The sequence below is a fragment of the Flavobacterium panacagri genome (genome assembly GCF_030378165.1).
GTDB classification, from domain to species: domain Bacteria; phylum Bacteroidota; class Bacteroidia; order Flavobacteriales; family Flavobacteriaceae; genus Flavobacterium; species Flavobacterium panacagri.
Map to the genome: position 1 here is coordinate 4,428,325 of NZ_CP119766.1, position 24,267 is coordinate 4,452,591.

General features: G+C 36.1%; 14 protein-coding genes. 5 read left to right on the forward strand and 9 right to left on the reverse strand.

What is annotated here, in order from left to right:
- Nucleotides 1-6: 6 nt before the first annotated feature.
- From P2W65_RS19265 to P2W65_RS19300, 8 genes are all read right to left on the reverse strand, one after another.
- On the reverse strand, nucleotides 7-1,410 hold the full coding sequence (locus tag P2W65_RS19265; RefSeq protein WP_289660159.1) for a family 43 glycosylhydrolase: 1,404 nt from the start codon (nucleotides 1,408-1,410) through the stop codon (nucleotides 7-9).
- Between the two features lie 47 nt (nucleotides 1,411-1,457).
- Nucleotides 1,458-2,798 (reverse strand): hypothetical protein, encoded by a 1,341-nt coding sequence (locus P2W65_RS19270; protein ID WP_289660161.1) that lies wholly within the window; start codon nucleotides 2,796-2,798, stop codon nucleotides 1,458-1,460.
- 114 nt (nucleotides 2,799-2,912) lie between these two features.
- Nucleotides 2,913-4,247: a glycoside hydrolase family 88/105 protein gene (locus P2W65_RS19275; protein WP_289660164.1), complete on the reverse strand. Its 1,335-nt coding sequence runs from the start codon at nucleotides 4,245-4,247 to the stop codon at nucleotides 2,913-2,915.
- A 108-nt stretch (nucleotides 4,248-4,355) separates the two neighbouring features.
- Nucleotides 4,356-4,685, reverse strand: coding sequence for an L-rhamnose mutarotase (gene rhaM / locus P2W65_RS19280; protein ID WP_289660167.1), 330 nt, complete (start codon nucleotides 4,683-4,685; stop codon nucleotides 4,356-4,358).
- Between the two features lie 3 nt (nucleotides 4,686-4,688).
- Nucleotides 4,689-5,708: a family 43 glycosylhydrolase gene (locus P2W65_RS19285; RefSeq protein ID WP_289660170.1), complete on the reverse strand. Its 1,020-nt coding sequence runs from the start codon at nucleotides 5,706-5,708 to the stop codon at nucleotides 4,689-4,691.
- Nucleotides 5,709-5,756: 48 nt separating this feature from the next.
- Nucleotides 5,757-7,295 (reverse strand): sialate O-acetylesterase, encoded by a 1,539-nt coding sequence (locus P2W65_RS19290; RefSeq protein WP_289660172.1) that lies wholly within the window; start codon nucleotides 7,293-7,295, stop codon nucleotides 5,757-5,759.
- 180 nt (nucleotides 7,296-7,475) lie between these two features.
- Nucleotides 7,476-9,578, reverse strand: coding sequence for a RagB/SusD family nutrient uptake outer membrane protein (locus P2W65_RS19295; protein ID WP_289660175.1), 2,103 nt, complete (start codon nucleotides 9,576-9,578; stop codon nucleotides 7,476-7,478).
- Nucleotides 9,579-9,619: 41 nt separating this feature from the next.
- Complete coding sequence (locus P2W65_RS19300; RefSeq protein WP_289660177.1) at nucleotides 9,620-12,775, reverse strand: SusC/RagA family TonB-linked outer membrane protein; 3,156 nt, start codon at nucleotides 12,773-12,775, stop codon at nucleotides 9,620-9,622.
- Nucleotides 12,776-13,217: 442 nt separating this feature from the next.
- On the opposite strand from P2W65_RS19300, the gene P2W65_RS19305 reads away from it, so the two are divergent.
- From P2W65_RS19305 to P2W65_RS19325, 5 genes are read left to right on the forward strand one after another with little or no spacing between them, the layout of a single operon-like run.
- Complete coding sequence (locus P2W65_RS19305) at nucleotides 13,218-16,016, forward strand: glycosyl hydrolase (RefSeq protein ID WP_289660180.1); 2,799 nt, start codon at nucleotides 13,218-13,220, stop codon at nucleotides 16,014-16,016.
- Between the two features lie 11 nt (nucleotides 16,017-16,027).
- Nucleotides 16,028-17,143, forward strand: a complete 1,116-nt coding sequence (locus P2W65_RS19310) for a glycoside hydrolase family 88/105 protein (RefSeq protein WP_289660183.1) — start codon at nucleotides 16,028-16,030, stop codon at nucleotides 17,141-17,143.
- Complete coding sequence (locus tag P2W65_RS19315) at nucleotides 17,143-20,109, forward strand: glycoside hydrolase family 2 protein (protein WP_289660185.1); 2,967 nt, start codon at nucleotides 17,143-17,145, stop codon at nucleotides 20,107-20,109. Before P2W65_RS19310 ends, P2W65_RS19315 begins: the two co-directional genes overlap by 1 nt.
- Nucleotides 20,093-21,913, forward strand: coding sequence for an alpha/beta hydrolase fold domain-containing protein (locus P2W65_RS19320; protein ID WP_289660187.1), 1,821 nt, complete (start codon nucleotides 20,093-20,095; stop codon nucleotides 21,911-21,913). Before P2W65_RS19315 ends, P2W65_RS19320 begins: the two co-directional genes overlap by 17 nt.
- 39 nt (nucleotides 21,914-21,952) lie before the next feature.
- A complete protein-coding gene (locus P2W65_RS19325) occupies nucleotides 21,953-23,005 on the forward strand; it encodes a GntR family transcriptional regulator (protein ID WP_289660189.1) in 1,053 nt (350 codons plus the stop codon).
- A gap of 112 nt (nucleotides 23,006-23,117) precedes the next feature.
- On the opposite strand, the gene P2W65_RS19330 is transcribed toward P2W65_RS19325, so the two are convergent.
- On the reverse strand, nucleotides 23,118-24,227 hold the full coding sequence (locus P2W65_RS19330; RefSeq protein WP_289660191.1) for a PepSY-associated TM helix domain-containing protein: 1,110 nt from the start codon (nucleotides 24,225-24,227) through the stop codon (nucleotides 23,118-23,120).
- Nucleotides 24,228-24,267 lie beyond the last annotated feature (40 nt).

Consider the following 24,267-nt stretch of genomic DNA (forward strand, 5'->3'; position numbering starts at 1 on the left):
GTTTTATTATCTAATGGCAATTTGTGTTACAGAAATATAATTTCCTGTACTACCGTAATTTGATTTTCTTTTGTCTGACCAATTTGGTCTTTCTCCAGTTCCATAAACAGTTAAGACATAATTGCCTTTTTTTAAGACTGGAGATTTGTAAACTGTTGTTTCAATTGCACTTTTGCTATACATATCAACAATTGCGCTAGTAACGTTTTTTCCTTCTTTATCTGTCAAAACAACTTTGGCATAACCATTTTCACTGCCAACAAAACTCGAAAAGCCAATTTGCTGTCCTTTAAATTGTATTGAAAATGAAGCATTTTTATCATCTGATTTGCTTTCTGAAATCCTATTCTCTTTAACAGCATGATTCCAATTGCCAGAAAATTTAATTTTTAAATCTGTGTTTTTTAAGATTTTGTCTGCATTTTTGGGTACAGACACAATTCCAGTCTGTAAATCAATCTGCCAACTTTCCTGATACTCTGGAATTTTTAAAGAAGTTCCAGAAATAGTAAGCGGCTGCCAAACATAAGTTGCCGAAGAGGCTTGTTTTGGAAAAGACCAGCGGTCTCCCATAAATATATAACTTGTTGTTTTTGTTCCCTTAACAGGCAAAACAAAAGTTGATTGGGAATTCCATGTCAATGTTCCTTCGGGAGCAATTAAACCACGAGATTCCCATGGGCCTTTAATTGAATTTGAAGTGTAATAATAATTGTCATTTCGTTCCCAGCTGGTTAGATGCGAGCCAATAAAATAATACAGATTGTCTTTTTTAAGCATGGTTGGCGATTCAAAACCTGTTGTTATGTTTTCGTTTACTTTTTCTGTAACCGACTTATAATCATCACTCAATTTGTAAATTTCGCCTCCATGAATTAAAACATATCCCGAACCATCATCGTCCTGAAAAGTTCCCATATCCCATTTTTTGATCGGTTTTCCTTCAAACAAAAGTGATCCTTTAAATGTATACGGTCCTTCTATATTTTTTGAAACTGCGTAACCTACAAACTGATCTTTATAGGTTAAAGAATCGGCATGCATATACATTACATACTCAGCTGTCTTCGGACATTTCATCACTTTTACTCTTTCTCCGACACGATTAGGACCTAATTTTCCTTCTTTCTGCAACGGCAAAGCCACACTTTCAAACTTCCAATTATAAAGATCTTTAGACGAATAACAATTAAATCCTGCAAATGCATTACTGTCATCAGAATGAGCTTCTCCAAAAAGATAAAACGTCTCTTTTTCTTTTACAATACAAGCGCCGTGTGCACTAACGATATTTCCGTTTTGATCAAACCATGGTACTCCAGAATAAACAGCATCCATTCTCTCCAACTTTTGAGCAGAAGAAATAATGATGTTGCTAAAGAAAATAATCCAGAATACTGTTTTTTTCATTGTTTATATATTTTGAGTTGGATTTAAAATTTGGAATTTTTATAAGTTTATTTCCTCTTCAGCCATTCTTTAGGCACATTTACGATACAGATATTCAAAGTTCTGTTATCCTCAGAAAGCATAGCCGACTGGATTTGAATTTTAGTTCCATCTCTGTTAAAAGTCGGATGCACATGATCTGCAGCAGTTTGTTTATGACCTGTCGTCAGCATTATCATTTCGTTGGTTTTACGATCAATCAGATATAAACTTCTCGAGAAATCATCTCCAACAGCCCATCTTCCGTCAGCAGAACCGTGTACATGCCATAACCCGCTGCCACTTTTGGTTTGTCCAGCAATAATCATTTCTCGGGTTCTCAAATTTACAATCGCTAGACCTGTTGGTTTTTCTCGAGTTCCCGAATTTCCCCAATTGCTTTCCTGTCCGGGATTCTCGGGATTTCTGATTTCCGAACTTTCAGTAACTTCAACTGGAGTTTCTTTTTGAATATCAATTTTTCGGTGTCCCATAATGGCCATTGCCACCTCATCTTTAGAAATTACCGCTTCGTGAGTTACCCATTCATAATCTGATTCAGGATACAAAGGCCTTAAGCCTGTTCCATCTGCCATAACCGTCCAAGTGCGCTGAGGCGATTTACCGCCAGTTTCCCAGCAGAAAACAAGTTCTCCCGGATTCCAGATATTCGATTGAATATGCCCCACCTGAAACGGCACCGAAACTACATGTTTCAACTCTCCCGTTTTTATATTCATACTGCCAATACCTCCAGGACCGGCACCCATATTTCTAGGACCGTAGTTTTTTTCAAGTTTAACATTCGGATCTAAATGTTTAGCTGCTTCTTCTCTTCCAATTCTAAAATACACACGATCTTCATCAGCATCCAAAGCCATATCGCCAGAAGCACCCATTTCTGAAGGTGTTATCCCGCAGATACGTTCATAAGCCTCAACAGCTTTCATTTTTCCTGTTTGACTATCCTTAAAAACGTTTTCCAGATTTACTTCTACAATTTGCATTGTATTTTCTTCGCCTTTGCGCATATAATACAATTTCATCGATTTTTGCGCCATACACAAAGTACCGCTGTAACCGCCTTCTGTAACCTGAACCATCACACCTGACTTTTCGTTTACTGCAACTGCATCGCCATTAGCCCTTTTTGTTCTAAAAATAAGCCATTCGCCATCTGCTGTCCATTGTGGATGAGTTGGATATGTTTTCGAATCACCTGCCGATTTCGTAGTTAAAAAGATTAAATCAACACCCGTTACAGGATCTTTGATTATCTTTCTCTCAGATGGGAAGCGTTTTCCAATCTGACTAAAAGCTGTCATCGAGAAAAAAAGTAAAAATATAATTGAGATTGATTTGAATTTCATCCGTTTGCTTTTGATTAACTTTCCCATAATTGAAACTATAGTTATGTTTTAAAAATCAGAACGATAAACTGCGAAAGACATACCGCATAACCTTTAACTATAACTTATAACTCTCTATCCCTTAATTTTCAACTGAATAGAACTGTCATTCATTTCAAATTGATTATTTTTTAAAAGTGTTATTATTTCGGCTCCAGCCAATAAAATCGGCCCATAACCGTGTGCCGCAAATAAGTTTATAGGACGATAATAATAAAAAGCGGGATCAAATGCCATTCCAGTTCCTACGCAGGTTCCTTCTACCTGACCTTTTTCATTTACTTTGGAAGCTACAGCATTCCATGCTAATAAAACTGCAGGTGCATAGGCCAATTTATCTACATATCCTCGGTTGATTGCTCTTGCAATAGAATACGTATAAATGGCAGTTGCCGAAGTTTCAAGATAAGAATCGTTTCGATCCAGCAATTGATGCCAGAAACCTGTTCCGTCTTGATACTGCATAAGTCCGGCAATATGCTTTTGAAGCTGCGCTAGAACCTGAGGATATCCAGGATGATTTTTTGGAAGTACTTCCAATAATTCTACCATGGTCATCACTGCCCATCCATTTGCTCTCGCCCAATGAAACTCGGGGTGTGTTTGCATTGACTCTACCCAGCCGTGCATATAAATTCCCTTCTGGCTATTAAACATTCTTTCTGAAAACTGATTGACTTGTTTTACAGCATCATCAAAATATTTTTTTTCTCCTGTATAACTCCCCATTTGTGCTAAAGCTGGAACACTCATAAACATATCGTCCAGCCAAAGTGTATTATTTTGCGGTCTGTTTCTAGCCAGAGTTCCATCTTTTAGACGATATTCTTTTTCGCTTATGTATTTAATGAAGTTATTTATTACCGGATCAACATTTGCATTTAGTCCTGCTTTTTTTGCTTTGATGAAAGCAGCACAAAGCGCTCCAGCATCGTCTAATGCATGTGGCTTTAAAACGGTTCGAATTGGCGAATCTTGTACATTTTCGCTTTTAAAATTTTCAACAAGATCTGCTATTAATTTAATTCTCTTATTGGCATAATCTGCATATTCTTTTTTTCCTGTTGCTTCAGCTGCCAAAAGCATTCCGGCATAAGTAACGCCCCATTCGTAACTTGTAAGCCTGAAAGAGCCTGGAGAAAAAACAAGTTTTCCTTTTGCTTTTTTGAAATCTTTTACTTCTGAATTATCACTTGCATTGAGAACTTTTGAAGCGGTATTTTCTTCAAGGAAATTATATACCCCATTTAAAACCGCCTCAATATTATTTTTTTCTGGAACAACATAAGGCGTTACATAATCCGGCTGCATGGCATGCAAAGGTGTGGTTACATCATTTGTCTGCGCATTCGCGGAAGCAAAAAAACCAAATGCGATTAAGGCAAGTATTTTTACAGATGAATGGTTCATAGTTAGTATTTTTTGGTTAATAAGATTCAATTTAACGCTGCAATAACAATTTTGGTTTCCCAAAGTGGTCTATTGTCATTGAAAGCGAAGAAGTTATAAAATTATTTTTTAATCTAAATGAAAAACTTCTTTTAACGGAATGGCAATCGGAGAATTATCTGGATTGGTATCCATTATATCAGCCATATAAGCCCACCATTTTTTTACTAATGGATGGTTCGGCAGATGCTTTTCATCAAAATCGGGACTGATTTTTTGAACTGCAAATAAAATCAGTGTTTCTTCATCTAAAAAAATACTGTAATCCTGTATTCCCGTTTCAGACAATAAAATCTGTAATTCTGGCCAGATTTCGTCATGTCTTTTTTTATATTCTGCTTCAAAACCTGGTTTTAATTTCATTTTGAAAGCATTCCGAATGGTACTTTTATTTTCCATTTTCTAATGTTTTAAATTGATTTGAACTGATTTGTCACGATTACAGTTGATTTCTCCGTTATGATATTCAAGCTCTGCCACTTGTATAGAGCTTCTTTTGGTTTCATAGTTGTCAACTCCTTTGTTTTCGGGAGTTCTTCCTGGATGAGTGAAATAAAAAACATACGCTTTTCCATCATTTACCACAACATCTGCATGCCCTCCAATTACTTTATCATCTTGGCCACTTCCAGGAAGCTGCAGTATATTTTTATCCTGACGGTTCCAGTTTAAAAAATCTTCTGAAGAATACACATTCAGTCCTCTCCAAGAATCAGAAATCATCCAGTTTTTTCCCTTCCATACAAAAACTTTTGGCCCTTCGCCACGGTCTTTTATAATTTTTGTACCGCTGTCTTTCCAATTGTACAAATCATTACTGTCTGCATAATAAATTGATTTTCCATCATTTTCATTATTATAGAACATTCTCCATGTTCCGTTTGGCAATCTAAAAACTGAAGCATCAATGCATCGGTCAGAAGCCAGTTTTAGTTCTGATTCAAATTTCCAATCCATCAAATTACTGCTAGTAAGATGAATTATTGAACGTGGATGATACCAATCATTAAATATTCCTGGAACAATCGTTAAATACATATGGTATTTATTTTTGTATTCAATTACATCTGGAGCCCAGTACGTTATATCTTTAAGTTTATAATTGATGCTGCAAGTGTCTTTGTAGCTCCATTTTGCACCATCTTTTGATACTGCAATTCCAATTTTAGTGCCATGAACCCATGTTATTCCCTTAGCTGCAGCATCATTTGCTCTTCTGTTGGTATAAAACATAAACCAAAGTTTTTCTTTTTTGTTCCAGATAATAGTAGGATCGGCAGCACCGTCAAAAATGGGATCTCGGTAAAGTGGTTTTGGCGCAATATGTTTCAAATCTTTTTTTGCTTCTTCTTGCGCATTCAATGTCATGCTGAAAAATACAACAACAAGGTTTAAGAAAAGATATTTTGAGTTTAATTTCATTCCATTTTGTTTAAAAATTTCTCTCGCAGATTCCGCAGATTTTGCAGATTATTTACTTTGATTATTGTTTAGTTTACTTTTCCAATCATCAGTCCTAAAAGGAGATGCTGGAAGATTTTCGGCATTAAATAAATTTGGATTCGGAACAGCTTTCCATGCAAAACGTACCGCTTCCGGATTTTTTACTTTTGATGAAGAAACGATAATGGTCTTGCCTTCAATTTTTGCATCAGCGGGATAAAAAATCTGATCACTTCCTGCAACTTCAAATTCTCTTAAATCATCTGTCTTTTTAAATCCGTTTTCCACCTCATCAAAAAACAACTGAATTTTCTGTTTTTTGATTTTCATATGATTGTAAACTGGTCCCGAATAAACCAATTTCTTTTCATTATATGTTTTAGATCTTGCCAGTAAAGCCAAACGATAACCAACGGTTTGCTTGTCAATAGGATGAATGTTGTTTTCATCTCCGACATCTGTAGTCACAACCATTCCGGTATTTGCTACCGATTTTGAAACCAATAATTGTGCTTCTCTTATATCAGGATTCTGACCTTTGTGTGGCGCGATCTGAACAAAATAAAATGGAAAATCTCCCTGATTCCAATCGCTTCTCCAGTTTTTTATCATAGCTGGAAAAAGACTTCTGTACAAAAATGCTTTTTCAGCATTACTTTCGCCCTGATACCAGATTACCCCTTTTATCGTATAATTTATTAAAGGATGCAGCATGGCATTGTACAATACATAAGAAGTTTTGTTCTCCTCTTTTTTCGGTTTTTTTAGCTCCGTCTTGGTTAAATCGTTATTGGTTGAAATTCTTTCCGTTTTTAAATCTGCGTAATACTTTTCTAGTTTCTCTTGAAATGATTTTTCGTTTTTAGCATCATTTTCTAATATTCCCAAAAATTCTGGATTTTCTTCCAAAACCTTTTGCGAAGTCCAAGATTCAGCTTTTGTTCCTCCCCATGAAGAAGAAATTAATCCTATTGGGACTTTCAAATTTTGGTACAAATCACGTCCAAAAAAATAAGCCACAGCAGAAAATGTTTTGATTGATAGAGGAGAACATTCTTTCCAGTTTGCGCTAACATCATCTAAAGGTTTTTGAGAAGCTTTGGTTGGAACAGTAAATAATCTAATGGATGGAAAATTGGCCTTTTGAACTTCTTCTTCATAGTTTTTGACACCTGTTTTCCAAGTGCCTTCTTCTTTTCCAACAGGAAAGTACATATTTGATTGTCCTGAACAAACCCAGACTTCTCCAATCAATATGTTTTTTAAAGTGATTTTATTTGAAGCTTCAATTGTGATTTCATAACTTTTTTCACTTCCCTGAGGCGTTTCAACAGCTGCTTTCCATCTGCCATCAGCATTAGTTGTAACTTCTATTGCATTCTGCTGCCACCCTAGGGTAATATTTATTTTTTCGTTTGGAGAAGCCCATCCCCATAAATTAACTTTTGAATTTTGCTGTAAGACCATATTATCCCCTACCAAATCTGGCAGTTTCACTTGTGCTCTCAAAGTAACTCCCAGTCCAAAAAAAATAAATAATAGAAAATTTTTTACCGAATAAATCATTAGTTATATAATTTTAATCCTAAAATAATAAAAATATGACATCAAATTGTCATTAGCATCCTGTAGTGCCCTGTGTGATAAATGTGCTTAAATAATGCTATTTACTTACCACAAAAAATTCAAAAAAAATCGTCTCAAATGAGACGATTTCTTTCTTCAAAAACAAAAAGTAAAAAGGTATTAATATCCTGGGTTCTGCCACGCTGCTTTTTGTGCACTCGACAGGTTTGAACCATCGTCATTTAACAATCCATCAATAAACGTTTGAGGAATTGGACGAAGTTCATGTTTGTTAACTGTAATATTAGGTGCAGCCTCAGCATTAAATGCTTTCGCACGTTTGATCAACATTCCTGTACGAGAAAGGGTTTCCCAACGCTGCCATTCTCCTAAAAGCTCACGAGTAGACTCATTAAGAATAAAGTTTATAGCGCGTTCTTTATCAGTTGCAGCTCCTACTTTAACCATAACTGCCTCGTCTTCAGCCGGCAAATTACCCGGAAATGATGTTAATCTTAGATCTGAAGCGGCAGTTGTAACCGCAAGTGTTGGATTAGATAAATAGTACGTATTCATATCCAAATTCGAAGCAGTAAAGTTTGTAGCTGAACTTCCCGTATTTAAAGGATTTACTTTAAATGCTTGAGAACCGTCATTATAATAAGATCTATTTTCTCCTGCTTTCCATTGGGCTCTCACTCTCACTACGTTGATATCCTGCATCGCATTTCCATACTGGCCAAGACGGGCATAACATTCTGCACGTACTAAATAAGTTTCTGCAAGACGAGCCATAATTACATCACGGTGTGAATCACCTCTTTCAGCAGTACGAGATCCACATTCTGTTTTATTAATACCTGCAAAGAAGTTACAAATTGGCTGGTTTTTAAATGTAGGTGCTACATAAACTCCATTTTGGTATAATACTGAAGAGTTAGGTACAAATTGTCCCTTTTTAACTGCTAAAGTCCCAGAAGTAGCAGTTTGTCTCGCCCCAGTATTCCATTCTGGAAGACGACCATTAACATCTGTCCAAGTTGGCGCTTGTACACTAGCACCAAATTTAGCACTATTATAAGTATTGTCATTTTTAGTATTCAAGATCATTACAATACCAGGATCTCCAACTTTTACTCCTGATGGATTAGGAGCCACTACAGTATTAGCACCATACACAGTTCTAAAAGTTTTCCACATGCGCGCATCATTTACGTGATCAAAAATTCCGTATGTATATTCTGTTGGACGACAACGCTGAAAGTCCATGCTTCCAATCCAAACACCACGTCTCACCCATCCTCCAGAAAAACTTGAAAATTGAGGAGCAAAATAGCTATAAGTACGGTTTCCGAAACGGCCAACTGTTGCCGCATCTCCATTGTGACCTGCGGCCATCAGAATTTCATTTAACTGCTCATTCGGACAGTCAATTCCCGTCCAGTTTGCATATAAATCACTATAATTAGGCGTTAGTGGTCCACGTGCTGTAATTGCATAAGAACAAGCATCGATTGCTTCTTTAAGATCGGCATCTTTGTAAGCACCATTCCAAAGATCGTTACGTTCAGACGAACGGAACAGCAAAGCTTTTGCAAGGAAATGTGCAGCAGTTGCTTTTGTCCATGTAATCCCCTTTCCATAAGTAAAAACTTCACCTTCAAAAAGAGTGTAAGCATTACGAAAATCAGAAATTACCTGTTCCCAGCATTTCTCTTCTGTAGCACGCTCGTAGTTACGGACAACTCCTTCAATAGGTTTTGTCTGTAGTACAACACCTCCATATTGCGCAACAAGTCTGTAATAATTATATCCTCTTAAAAAATAAGCATGAGCTAAGCAGCGGTTTCTGATTTTTAAGTCCGAAATTACAGTTTCTGCTTTAGCTATGATTGTATTACAAGATGCAATACCATAATACATTTCATCCCAAAGTGCATTTGGATTCGTCGCATTTCCATTGGCTGCTCCCGTTGCAGTTGATGCTCCTACTGGTCCAAAACGATTATCATAGGTATTCCACATTTCGTTGGTAAGGTCATTTGCATTGGTAAACTCATCAGTACCGTACAATGTATTTCCATAAGACCATTCAAAACCAAAATGCCAGCGAATATTTCCATAAAGCGACACCGTTAACGCTTGAAGACCTTCAGGTGTATCAAAATAAGCTGTTGAATATGCATTTGTTTGTTCTTCGTCAAGAAAGTCTTCCGAACAAGAAGCAAAAAACATCCCTGTCATTAATAAAAGACCGATTCCTATATTTTTTAAATTATTCATTTTTTCACATTTAATGTTATACTTCAATTTGCCACAATTCATTAAAACCCAACTTCAACGCCCATAACAAAACTGCGATTGAAATACGTTCTATTAGTGTCAAAATCATACCAATCTAATGACTGGTAAATACTTCCTGGATTAACTGCCTGAACATAAAACTTCATATTTGCCAACCCAATTTTATTTGCAAAATCTTTAGATAGATTATAACCCAAAGAAATATTACGAATTTTTACGAATGCTGCTTTTTGAAAACCAAGAAGTCCAGAAAAAGCATCTGCAGAACCTGAAGTTGCCTGACCCAAAATTGGTTTTTGAAATTCAGCATTTGGATTATCAGGAGTCCAGTAATCGGTTTCACGTTGATTAGCATGAGCAGTTAAAGCTTCACCTCCTAAAGAAGCTGTGTATCCCATACGTCCATAAAGATTTATTCCTAAATCAAATCCTTTATAAGTAAAGTTATTATTCCATCCCATTGTCCAGTTAGGATTACTGTTCCCTACAACTACGCGGTCAGTACCATCCATTTTATAATCACCATTCTGATCTTTAGGTCTTACGTTTCCTGGCGTAAATTTGTAACCATTAGCATTCCATTTCGCCATTTCAGCTAGGTCTTCGGGCGTATTCTGCCAGATTCCTTGATTATCATATCCATAACGAACCGCAATAGACTGACCAATAAACCATGAGTTGCTTACCATGTCTTGTGCGCCATTTGCCAAACTAACAATTTGGTCTTTTTGCCACGCACCGTTTAAATTCGTTTCCCATGTAAATCCGCTTGCCGTTTGTACTGGGATAAGATTAAGCGTTACTTCAACTCCATGATTTTTTGTCTGACCAATATTAGAAACAATGTATGGATAACCTGATACTGGCGGGATATCAACTTGTAACAATAAATCTTTAGTATCCGATTTATAAACATCAACAGTTCCGCTGATTCTGTTTTTTAAGAAGCTAAAATCAAGACCAAGATTGTACTGTGTTGTTTTTTCCCAACCTAGGTTTTTATTAGGCATTCCTGTTTGAGTAGAAGTATAATAAGGTTCATTTGTTGTAAAACCTATTGCATTGCTCTGACCATTAAAAGGAAGGAATATTTGACTGATGTTTCCTAAAGTTCCATAAGGATCAACAGAAGAGTTACCAGAAGTACCAACACCTAAACGAAGTTTTAGGTTTTCAATCCATGCCACATCTTTTAAGAATTTTTCATTATTGATACGCCATGCTAATGCAGCTGAAGGGAAAAAATCCCATTTATGTCCTTCAGATAACTGCGTAACACCATCCCAACGTCCCGAAACTGTCAATAAATAGCGATTATCGTAACCATAATTGGTACGAATCATATAAGAGCTAATACCACGTTCAGTAAGTCCTGAACTCATACGAGCATTGTTAGCTGCATTTGTAGCATCTACTGATCCCATTGCATTCCATAAAAATGAAGGTTTAGGAATATTATTAGCACTCATTGAAGAGTTTTCTATATTCCAAGATGATGCTGTTTGTAATAAAGTTAGACCAACTTTATGTTTAGCGGCAAATGTGCGGTCATAGTTAATGATATTGTCTACTGTCCATGATAAATCACGACGGTTTTGAAGGCGGGCATAATTAACACCAGCGCTACCATTTGAATTCACTTTTAATGATGATGTGCCGTCAATGTAAGCTCCTTCTCTCCAGTGACGAAAATCAGGCCCAAAATTTATTTTATAAGTAAGTCCCTCTAACGATTTTGTCATTTTACCGAAGTCTAAACTAGCAGAAAAATTAGCCAAAATACGCATAGTCTGAGATTGCTGTGTGCTTTTATTCCACTCATCCATAACAGTATAAACTCCTGATTCTCCACCTGGGTTAATGATCAAATTACCATTTGCATCATAAGGAACAGCAATATTGTAAATTTGTTTCGCTGCACCATAAATGGCATCTGGAGCAGTACCGCTTCTTGCGCTTAAAGTTGACATTCCATAATCCTGTTCACTCCACGAAACGTTAAAAGAAGCATTCATTTTAAACCAATCCACTGGAGTAATATTTGAGGTCAGTTTCGCAGTATAACGTTTGTACCATTGCCCTTTTTGAGTACCTTGATTATCTAAATAACCAACAGAACCATAAGTATTAACTTTTTCAGAACCACCACTGGCACTAATAACATGCTCTGTGCTAACTCCTCCCTGAGTTACATAATCTGTCCAGTCTGTATTGGTTACTTTTGAAGCATCCCAAGAACCGCTTGCCCATCCTTTTAGTACATTATCTCTAGAGGTTTGACCATCTAATGCACTGTCAAAAATTAGTTTATCATTATCATAAGTAGGCGTTGCTGGATTAGCATATTTAGTTGGATCAAGATTGTATGCAGCCCAACGTCTGAAAGTAATAAAGTCAGACGCACTCATTGATGGCGACCTGTCAACAATTTCAGAAGTGGTTACTGTACCAGCATAATTTAAAGTAAACCTGCCTGCTTTTCCTTGTTTAGTAGTTACAATGATAACTCCATTTGCACCACGAGATCCATAAATAGCAGTTGCCGAAGCATCTTTAAGAATGTCCATCGATTCAATATCTCTTGGATTTAAAGTTTCAATGGCAGAGGCAGACATTAATGGCACACCATCAACAACGTACAAAGGATCGTTACTTGCAGTTAAAGATCGAGTACCACGAATACGAACGGTACCAAGACTACCTGGGCGCTCATTTGTTGTAATATCAACCCCAGCAATCTTCCCTTGTAAAGCTTCAGTCGCATTTGAAACAGGTCGATTCATTAATTGTTCTGCATTTATAGTGGAAACAGATCCTGTGACATCAGATTTCTTCTGAGTTCCATATCCAACGACAACAATCTCACTAAGTTGAGATATTTCGTCAGTAAGTAACACATTAATTTCTGAATTAGTTCCTACAGTTTTTTCAACTGTTTTTGAACCTGTAGAAGAAAAAACTAAAACCTGCCCCGCAGAAGCACTAATCGAATATTTCCCGTCAAAGTCAGTGCTAGTTCCCTGCTTTGTTCCTTTGATAATAACGTTGGCTCCCGGAATAGGCAGCCCAGATACGTCGGTAATTGTACCTTTGACCGTTTTGTTCTGTGCGTAACCCAATGTATGCATAAATATACACATACAGAAGACCACAAATAGACTCCATTTGTTTTTCATAAAAAGTTAAATTTGGTTAGTAATTAGTTAAATCAAATTTATCTAGAAGCATCCTGCACCGTATCCTGTAGTATCCTGCTAACTCTCAATACATTATACTATTTTTGTGTTTTTTTTAATAAGATAAATGGCGTCAAGGCACTGATTTCCAAGCAAAGGACCAATTCCAGAAGCAAAATTTCCATATTCAAAATTTATTAAAAATATTTTTGAAATATTATTTATACATAGAACTAAAATAAATATATTCTATAAAAATAATAAGCTATAATTGTAAATAATACATTTATTAAATTCTCAAAAAACAGGATGCTACAGGATAGCATTTTAATTCACAAAAAATATTTTTACTTTATTGTTACAGGTAGTTAGAACGGATCAAAACGTTTTAAAGAGCTAAAAACAAACATCAACCCACTATAACCGACCAACCACAAAAAAAATGAGAATACCAAAATCATATATCGTATTTTTCCTCTTTATAACTCTAATTTCTTTTAGCCAGAAAAATGATAAATCTCCTTGGCCTCAATCTTCCAACATAAACCAGCCATGGACAAGATGGTGGTGGATGGGAAGCGCAGTGGACAAACCTAATTTAAAGAGAAGCTTAATCGATTTTCATAAAGCGGGAATTGGGGGCGTTGAAATTACTCCGATTTATGGAGTTAAAGGAGAGGAAAAAAACTTCATCGATTATCTTTCTCCAAAATGGCTGGATATGCTCGATTATACCATTCACGTTGCAGACAGTCTTCATATGCAGGTCGATATGGTACTTGGTACAGGATGGCCATATGGTGGCTCTCATGTTACACCTGAATATGCAGCCACAAAACTTATCGTCGAAAAATATCCTCTAAAAAAGAACGAAACAATCGACAGGATTATCAAACTAGAAAACAGTAAAGAAAAAAATCCAGCTACGCTTTTATATGTTGTAGCTTATGGAAGTGACGGATCTTATATTAATCTCACAGATCAGCTTGCTGGAAGTAAATCAAAATCAAAAGATAAAGGCTTAGACGGCAGTTCAGTTTCGCTTCCAAATCCCGAACCTAATAAACTAAAATGGACTGCAAAAAAAACAGATTATACGTTATATGCTGTTTTTACAGGTAAAACAGGACAGCAGGTAAAAAGAGCCGCTCCGGGTGGAGCTGGTTTTACTTTAGACCATTATTCCGAAGAAGCGCTGAATGCTTATGTTGTTCCATTTAATAATGCTTTTAAAGGCCGAGAAGGCAAAATCAGGGCTATATTTAATGACAGTTATGAAGTATATGGCACTGATTTCACTCCTGCTTTTTTTGATGAATTCTTAAAACTCAGAGGTTATGATCTTAAAAAACAACTTCCTTTGCTTCTTAATGAAACCGACGATGAAATAAGCAACAGAATTCGAAGCGATTACCGACAGACTATTGGTGATTTATTACTGAATAAATTTGACAAACCTTGGACTAAATGGGCCAATTCTAAAAATTTTAAAACCAAACTGCAGGCACATGGTTCTCCTGGAAATTTAATTGATTTGTATGCTTCTGCTGATATTCCAGAATGCGAAACTTTTGGTTCGATGCCTTTTGATATTCCAGGCTTTAGACGTGAAAAAGAAGATATTCGTCCCGGAGATGCAGATCCTGTAATGTTGAAATTTTCTTCATCGGCTGCTCATATCTCGGGAAAAAATCTCGTTTCTTCTGAAACATTTACTTGGCTTCGCGAGCATTTTAAAGCGGCATTGTCACAATGCAAACCAGAAGCTGAAGATTTGATGCTGAACGGAATCAATCATATTTTCCTGCACGGTTCTACTTACTCTCCGGATAGAGCAGCTTGGCCGGGCTGGCAGTTTTATGCTTCTGTAAATTTTAATGCCAATAACAGCATTTGGGAGGATGCTCCTGCCCTATTCTCCTATATCTCCAATTGCCAATCATTGCTGCAACAGGGAAAATCAGACAATGAAATCTTATTGTATTTTCCAATTTTTGATACTTGGAACGAATACAAAAAAGGTACTTTGTTTTTTGAATTCAAAATTCATTCTCTTTCAGAATGGCTGCACGGAACCTCATTTTACGATATGACCAGCAAGCTGATGAAAAAAGGGTATGGCGTTGATTTTATTTCAGATAATTTCATAGCTGATGCCAAAGTGATTGATGGAAAAATTGTCCTGCCGGGAGGAACTTTTAAATCTTTAATTATTCCTTCTTGCAAGAAAATGCCTTTGGCAACACTTCAAAAATTAATCGAATTGAAAAAAGCGGGTGCTGCTATTATTTTTGAAAATCTGCCAGAATCTGTTCCTGGATTTTATGATTATAAAAAACAAGAAGAAAAATTACAATCGCTTTTAGCTGAAAACAACGAAATAAAACCTGTTTCGGATATTTTTACAGCATTGGAAAGTATACAGATTTATCCAGAAACACTCGTAAATACAGGTTTAAAATATACTCGAAGAACTATTGATGGAGAAAAAATATACTATTTGGTCAATCATACCACCAAAACAATTGATGATTTTATTCCGCTGCAAATCAGCAATAAAGAAGTTATTATTCTTGATCCTTTAAATAGGGAATTTGGCAATGCCATCGTCAAAAAAACAGGTGATAAAACATTTGTCAAAATCAGAATAGAACCGGGCAAATCTTATTTTCTAAAAACAGAAAACACAGCGTCACAAAAAAAATGGAGTTATTTTGAACCGACTGCCGAAGCTGTTCCTCTAAATGGAAAATGGAAAATTACTTTTGATAAAGGAGGCCCTAAACTGCCAAGCCCAGCCACAATTTCAAATTTGGAATCATGGACAAAATTAAGTCCTGAAGCCGAAGCCTTTTCAGGCTCTGCAACCTATACTTTGGAATTTGATAACCCGAATGCCAAAACAGAATCTTGGAATCTAAATCTGGGCGATGCCCGCGAAAGCGCACAAATCTGGCTGAATGATCAATACATTGGCACAGCTTGGTCTGTTCCATATCAATTAAATATTGGAAAATTAAAATCAGGCAAAAACATTCTTAAGATTCAAGTTACCAATCTTTCTGCCAACAGAATTCGTGACAAAGAATTAAAAGGGGAAGAATGGAAGATTTTTTATGAAATCAATATGGTCGATAAAGATTATAAAAAATTTGACGCAACAAAATGGAGCCCAATGCCTTCTGGATTATTAGGCCCCGTAACCATCACGCCTTTAACATCTAAACTAACTATTAAATAATACTATCTAAAATGAGAAAATTACTTTTAATCTTCGCTATTGGAGCTTTCTATACCGCCACCGCACAGCAGTTTGATAAAAAAATAGTACTCAAACAAATGATTTTGGCTAACGATTATTTTATGCAGAAATGGCCTGAAACAGGAAAAACAATTATTACGAATAAAGAGCGCCCAAGTAATATTTGGACAAGGGGAGTTTATTATGAAGGATTAATGGCACTGCATGAAATTTTCCCAAAAGAGGCTTATTACGATTATGCTATGTCGTGGTCTGAATTTCACAAATGGGGATTCAACGGCGGCAACACTACGCGAAATGCAGATAATTACTGCGCAGCCCAAACGTATATTGATTTGTACAATCTGGAACCGGATCCTAAAAAACTAAAAAATACAAAAGCTAATCTGAACATGCTTTTAAACACGCCTCAGCTTGATGATTGGTCGTGGATTGATGCTATCCAGATGGGAATGCCTGTTTTTGCGAAAATGGGGGTTTTAGAAAAAGACAATCGTTATTTCGAAAAAATGTATCAAATGTATATGTATTCGAGAAACAAACACGGCGACCACGGGCTTTTTAATCCAAAAGACGGTTTGTGGTGGCGTGATGCCGATTTTGACCCTCCGTACAAAGAACCAAACGGAGAAGACTGTTATTGGAGCCGTGGTAATGGCTGGGTAATTGCGGCTTTAGCAAAAGTATTGACCATTATTCCTCAAAACGCGCCACACAGAGAGCAATATGTGAAAGATTTGAAAGCAATGGCAACAGCGCTTGTTCCTATTCAAAGACCTGACGGTTTCTGGAATGTAAGTTTGCACGACCCAACTAATTTTGGAGGAAAAGAAGCTTCTGGAACTGCATTATTTGTTTATGGAATGGCTTACGGCGTAAACAAAGGCATTTTGAAAAAAGAAACATATCTTCCTGTAATTGAAAAAGCTTGGAATGCCCTTACAAAAGAAAGTCTTCACGAAAACGGATTTTTAGGTTTTTTACAGTCAACTGGAAAAGAGCCTAAAGACGGACAGCCATTATCTTATGACAAAATTCCTGATTTTGAAGATTACGGATTGGGATGTTTTTTACTGGCTGGTTCAGAAATTTATAAAATGAAATAATGAAAAAAGCTCTCTTATATACTGCGTTAATTCTATTCAATACCGCTTTATTTTCTCAGGAATTTAAGAGAGAAAAATACAATTTCAATTCTGATTGGAAACTGAAAGCAGGTGATTCTAAAAATGCAGAATTACCTGCTTTTAATGATAACTCTTGGAAAAATATCACGCTTCCCCATGCCTACAACCAGGAAGAAGCATTTGAAAAAGATATTGAACATCTTACTACAGGAATTGTCTGGTACCGCAAAAAATTTAAACTTCCAAAGGGAATTAAAAACAATAAAGTTTTTATAGAATTTGAAGGCATTCGTCAGGCAGGCGTGATTTATATAAACGGACAAAAAATCGGGCTTCATGAAAATGGCGTAATGGCATTTGGATTTGATATTTCAAACCTGCTTAAACCTTACCCACAGGAAAACTGCATCGCGCTCCGAATTGATAATGACTGGAAATACAAAGAACAAGCTACCGGAGCACCTTATCAATGGAATAATATCAATTTTAATGCAAACTATGGCGGAATTCCTAAAAACGTATTTCTTCATATTACTGGAAAACTATATCAGACATTACCGCTTTATTCTCATCTAAAAACAACTGGAGTATATATTTATCCTTCTCAAATAAACACACAAGCCGAAAGTGCCGTCGTAAACGTTGAATCCCAAATTAAAAATGAATTTGATACTCCTAAAACAGCAACATTTGAAGTTGTAATAGAAGATTTAGAAGGACATCAAAAAGCGTTATTTTCAGGAGACAAAATCCTTATTCAACCTAATGAAACCCAAACAATCAAAGTGCATCAGTTAGTTGATAAACTAAATTTCTGGAGCTGGGGATATGGCTATTTATATAATGTAAAAACGATTTTAAAAATTGACGGGAAAACGGCTGATGAAGTAGTGACCAGAACAGGTTTCAGAAAAACTGATTTTAAAGACGGTCAATTTTGGCTAAACGATCGTGTATTGCAGTTAAAAGGTTATGCACAAAGAACAAGCAATGAATGGCCTGCAATCGGAATGTCTGTTCCGGCGTGGGTCAGTGATTTCAGTAATAAAATGATTGTGGAAGGAAACGGAAATTTGGTTCGATGGATGCATGTAACACCTTGGAAACAAGATATCGAATCCTGTGACAGAGTTGGGCTCTTGCAAGCAATGCCGGCAGGAGATGCAGAAAAAGACGCCCAAGGTGATACTTGGAAACAAAGAGTAAACCTGATGCGGGATGCTATCATTTACAACAGAAATAATCCGAGTATTATTTTTTATGAAAGCGGTAACGAAGCCATCAGCGAAGCCCATATGCACGAAATGAAAAGCCTTCGCAATACCCATGACCCTTTTGGAGGACGCGCCATTGGTTCCCGCGAAATGCTTGATAGCCGTGAAGCAGAATATGGAGGCGAAATGCTCTACATAAACAAAAGTTCAGGAAAGCCTCTTTGGGCAACCGAATATTCAAGAGACGAAGGACTTCGTAAATATTGGGATGAGTTTTCTCCTCCCTATCATAAAGAAGGCGATGGGCCTTTATACCGCGGTAATCCTGCCGAAGCTTACAATCATAATCAGGACAAACATGCCATTGAAAATATTGTGCGATGGTACGATTATTATCGAGAAAGACCGGGAACTGGAAAGAGAGTCAGTTCAGGTGGCGTCAATATTATTTTCTCCGATTCCAATACCCATCATCGCGGTGAGGTAAATTACAGAACCAGCGGTGAAGTCGATGCCATGCGGATTCCGAAAGACGGTTTCTGGGCACATCAAGTAATGTGGGACGGCTGGGTGGATATTGAAAAACACCGCACCCATATTATGGGACACTGGAATTATTCTGATTCCGTAACCAAAACTATTTATGTAGTTTCAACTGCTTCCAAAGTTGAGCTATTTTTAAATGGTTCTTCACTGGGTTTTGGAAATAGAAGCAGTGAATTCCTATTTACTTTTGAAAATATAAAATGGAAATCAGGAACCTTAAAGGCGATCGGTTATGATGAAAACGGAACAATTCTGAGTGAGGATTCTAAAAGTACTTCTGGCGAGCCTTACGCCATTAAATTAAAACTAAACACCAATCCCAATGGCTTAACTGCCGACGGTGCTGACACAGCATTGATTGATGTTGAAACAGTTGATAAAGAAGGTAATCGCTGTCCAATCAGCAGCAATATTATTTCTTTTAGTTTGGAAGGACCTGCCAAATGGCTTGGAGGTATTGCTCTTGGCCCTAAAAATTATATTCTTTCTAAAGATATTCCAGTTGAAAATGGTATCAATAGAGTTATGATTCAATCGATGATACAATCAGGCAAAATTAAGATTAAAGCCGTTTCTGAAGGATTACAGCCTGATGAATTGATTTTTAAAAGTAAGCCAGCAGAAACTTCAAACGGACTTTCAAAACAGCTTCCGGGAACTGATATTCCTTTGTATTTAGAGCGCGGTCCAACTCCCAAAACATCCTCTTATACTATAAAAAGAAAAAACGTTGATATCTTAAATGCTGTCTCTCCTTCAAACAATAATGATACTTATAAAAGTTATGATGACAATGAGCTGACAGAATGGAGAAACGATGGAAACATCAATACCGGAACTATTACTTATACTTTGGCAAAAGCCTACATTGTAAACGAAATAGTCGTAAAACTTACAGGCTGGAGATCTAAAATTTACCCAATCAGGATTTTGGCAGATGGAAAGGAAGTTTTTAAAGGAAATACAACTCAAAGTTTGGGTTATATCACAATTCCGTTAAAACCTATCTTAGCTGAAAAAATTACAATTGAATTGATTGGCATTAACACCGTAAAAGACAATTTCTCAAAGATTACTGAAGTAGATCCTACAAAAGAACTTGATTTATTTAAAGATAAAACGTCCGTTGATGCGTCGGGACAGTTACGCATTGTAGAAATAGAATTTTATGAAAAAATCGATTAACATCCAAAAACTAAAAGCAACCGCATTTTTAGCTTCTTTTTTGATCAGTTTTGCTGCTTCGGCACAAAAGAAAGAAATACCATTATGGGATAAAATTCCTGATGAAATTCAGTCAAAAGAATACATAGAAAAAGTTGATTATAATAAAGACGGAATTGCCGAAGGAGTGAGAAAAGTAAGTGTACCTACTTTAACTCCTTATTTTGCAGACCCCGAAAAATCAAATGGAAGTGCCGTTATTATCTGTCCGGGCGGAGCTTACGGAATGCTAGCTATTAACAAAGAAGGTTTTAAAGTTGCGGAATGGCTTAACAGTATCGGAATCCATGCTTTTGTGCTAAAATACCGTCTCCCAAGTGATTTGATAATGAAAAACAAAACTGTCGGTCCATTGCAGGACGCACAGGAAGCGTTACGCATGGTAAGACGCAATGCCATAAAATGGAAAATCAATCCGAATAAAATTGGTATTATGGGATTTTCTGCAGGAGGACATTTGGCCTCTACTTTAAGCACTCATTATAACGACAAAGTATATATTCCGTCTGATACAATCAGCGCAAAACCTAATTTTTCTATTCTGATTTATCCTGTTATTTCAACTCAGGAAGGTATTACGCATCAGGGATCAAAAGATAATCTGCTGGGAAAAAATCCTGATCCTGCGCTAGTTGACTTCTATTCTAATGAAAAACAGGTAAATGCTGCAACACCAAAAGCTTTTTTGGTACATGCAACAGATGATAAAGCTGTTCTTGTAGAAAACAGTATTAATTATTATTTGGCTTTAAAAAAGGAAAAAGTTTCAGCCGAAATGCATTTGTATGAAAACGGCGGTCACGGTTTTGGTTTAGGTGTAAAAGGAACTAACACTTTCTGGCCAAAAACTTGCGAAAAATGGCTTACTGCGAATAATTATACTCTTCAGCCCGATGCTTATGTATTTACTTATTTTAAAGGAAACGGCGAAGACGGACTGCATCTGGCATACAGCGAAGATGGTTATAAATGGAATAGTCTTAAAAATGACACTTCCTTCTTGACTCCTGAAGTTGGAAAAGATAAATTAATGCGTGATCCTTGCGTAATTAAAGGCGGAGACGGATTATACCACATGGTTTGGACGGTAAGCTGGACAGACAAAGGTATTGGATATGCTTCGTCCAAAGATTTAATTCATTGGTCGAAACAGGAGTTTATTCCGGTTATGATACATGAAGAAAAAAACCGCAATACTTGGGCTCCAGAAATTACTTATGACGAAAAAAGCAAAGATTATATGATTTACTGGGCTTCTACTATTGATGGAAAATTTCCTGAGACAAAATCAGAAGAAGAAAAAGGCTATAATCATCGAATTTATTATACTACAACTAAAGATTTTAAAAAATTCAGCAAAACCAAATTGCTTTATGATCCTGGTTTTAATGTAATTGATGCTTCCATTGTAAAACAAGATGGACAATATGTAATGTATCTAAAAGATGAAACCCGAAATCCCGTACAGAAGAATCTTAAAGTTGCTTACAGTAAAAATCTTACGGGGCCTTACAGTAAAGCCAGTGAACCCATAACAGGAAAGTATTGGGCAGAAGGACCAACTGCTGTAAAAATAGACAACAGCTGGATTGTTTATTTTGATAAATATACGGAGAAGAAATATGGCGCGGTTAAAGAAACTGCAAAAGGCTGGGAAGATATTTCGGAACAGATCAGCTTTCCGACTGGAACACGCCATGGTACTGTTATTAAGGTTTCTGCGGCAGAATTAAATGCTTTGAAAAAAGAATCTGGCAGTAACTAACCAATTAATGCGGTACCTATAATTAAAACCATACCAATCATGATACCACCGACAGAACATTCAGAAATAAAAATAGAATCCAATTCCAGTATTCCTAAATATATTCAGGTTGCCAATGGTCTTGCTGACGAAATTTTGTCTGGAAAAATAGAAAAAGGACATAGACTTCCGTCTATTAATGAACTCAGCAAGGCAAAATCTATTTCACGTGATACTGCTGAAAAAGCTTATAAGGAATTAAGAGACCGAAATCTGGCTTTTTCTGTAATGGGCGTTGGCAATTTCGTCATTATGGATGATGAAAAATCCAAAAATATTCTGTTTTTAATCAACAAGCCCTGCACCTACAAGATGGAAGTTTATGATTCCTTTGTGACTACAATGGGAAATGATGTTCATGTTGATATGCATCTTTATTATAATGATGAACAGCTTTTTATTGAGTTCATGAAAAAAAACATTCATAATTACAACTATTTTGTCATTATGCCTCATTTTCGAAATGCCCAAGAAGGTCATGTGAATTATACTCCGAATGTCATCAATTTTATTGAAAATATTCCGAAAGAAAAACTGGTGATATTAGACAATTCCTGTGAAGAGATCACTGGTGATTTTACAGCCGTTTATCAGGATTTTAAATCGGATATATTTAATGCATTGAAGGAAGGAATTAAAAAATTAAAGAAATACAAAAAAATAATTTTCGTTCATCCCGAAAAAGCGGCTTTTCCAGCTCCTGGATCTTTGGTTGATGGTTTTTTAGAATTCTGCAACTCTTATAACTTTGAATACGAAATTACCGAAAAAGTCTATGACGGATTAGAGTTTAAAACTAAAGAGGCTTATATTACAATTGAAGATCATGACTTGGTTAACCTAATTCAGCAGATTAAAGAGAAAAAACTTAAAATAGGAAAAGATGTAGGCGTTATTTCATACAATGAAACACCGCTAAAAGCACTTCTGGATATTACCGTTATGAGTACCGATTTTAAAGCAATGGGACAAAAAGCAGGAAATTTGATCCTTAGCAGAAAGCAGGAAATTTCAAAAAACCCATTTCGTTATATTGAACGCTCTTCGCTTTAATGCAGAATTTATAAATAGAAAACAGTTAAAAAAACACTTAAAATACGCGGGTTTCAAACTTAAAGTTCAAATCCCGCGTACAGTATAAATAATTTTAACTTCCTAAAGAAGATTACTTTTTCTTTTTTTTCCTTCCAAGCCATATTAAAAGCCCTGTAATTGGAAGCGTAACTGCAAAAACACAAACCAAAAATGCCAATATTTTTGTTGGATATCCATAAATGCTTCCTGTATGGATTGGGTATATCAAACGTCTTACTTTATCACCATTACTAAATGATTCAAAAGGTTTTGTCTGTACAATTTCGCCCGTATATTTATCAAAATAAGCTAAACTAGCAATATTCGGTATTTCTTTTTCAAGATTCATTTTGATAACCATTATACTATTTATAGTGTCGGATGGTATTCTGATTTGAGTATCTCCTTTATATTTATAAATACTATCTGTTTTTGAAAATATATTTTGATAGAAAAACGTTTTATCTCCATCAAGATCAATTTTAGTTGGGTTTTCAACTTTAGCTGACGGTTTTTTGGTAGTTCCATCAGCCAACAAATAAATGCCGCTTTCAAACCAATCATACGACCAAGTCAAACCTGTAAGCGAAATAATCAGCAACACTAAAAAAGTATAAAAACCAAAAGTTGAATGAAAATCCCAGTTCACTCTTTTAAATGAGGCGCCCCATTTTACCGTTAATCTTTGCTTGAGGTTTTTAATTTTATTTGGCCACCATAAAACAAGTCCAGACAAAAGCATAAACACAAAGATGAGACAGCTAATTCCTGTAACAGCTTGTCCAAAATCACCCAAAACCAAATGACGGTGTAAATCAAGTACAACCGAAAAGAAACGTTTTTTAGCAGGTACCGATCCTAAAACTTTACCACTGTAAGTATCAACAGAAAAAATCATTTTTTTCTTGTCTGAATCAGTTCCTGTAATTATTAAGCTTCTTTCTGGATCAGCAAAAGAGTGAATACGATCAATTTTTTTGAGGTGAAATTCTTTTTGCACTTCAGAAATAATAACATCCACTGGAAGCTTTTCCTTCCCTATACTGGCTACTTTATAAAATTCAGGATTAAAGAACTCATCCATTTCCTCTTCAAATACTAATATACTTCCTGTAAGGGCAACTATAAAAACAATTAACCCGGAAGCAAGTCCGAGCCAAAGGTGCAATAAGCCAATATTTTTTTTAAGTGTTTTATTCATTTACTATATCGTTCCTAAGTAGTTTTCAAATATAACCAAA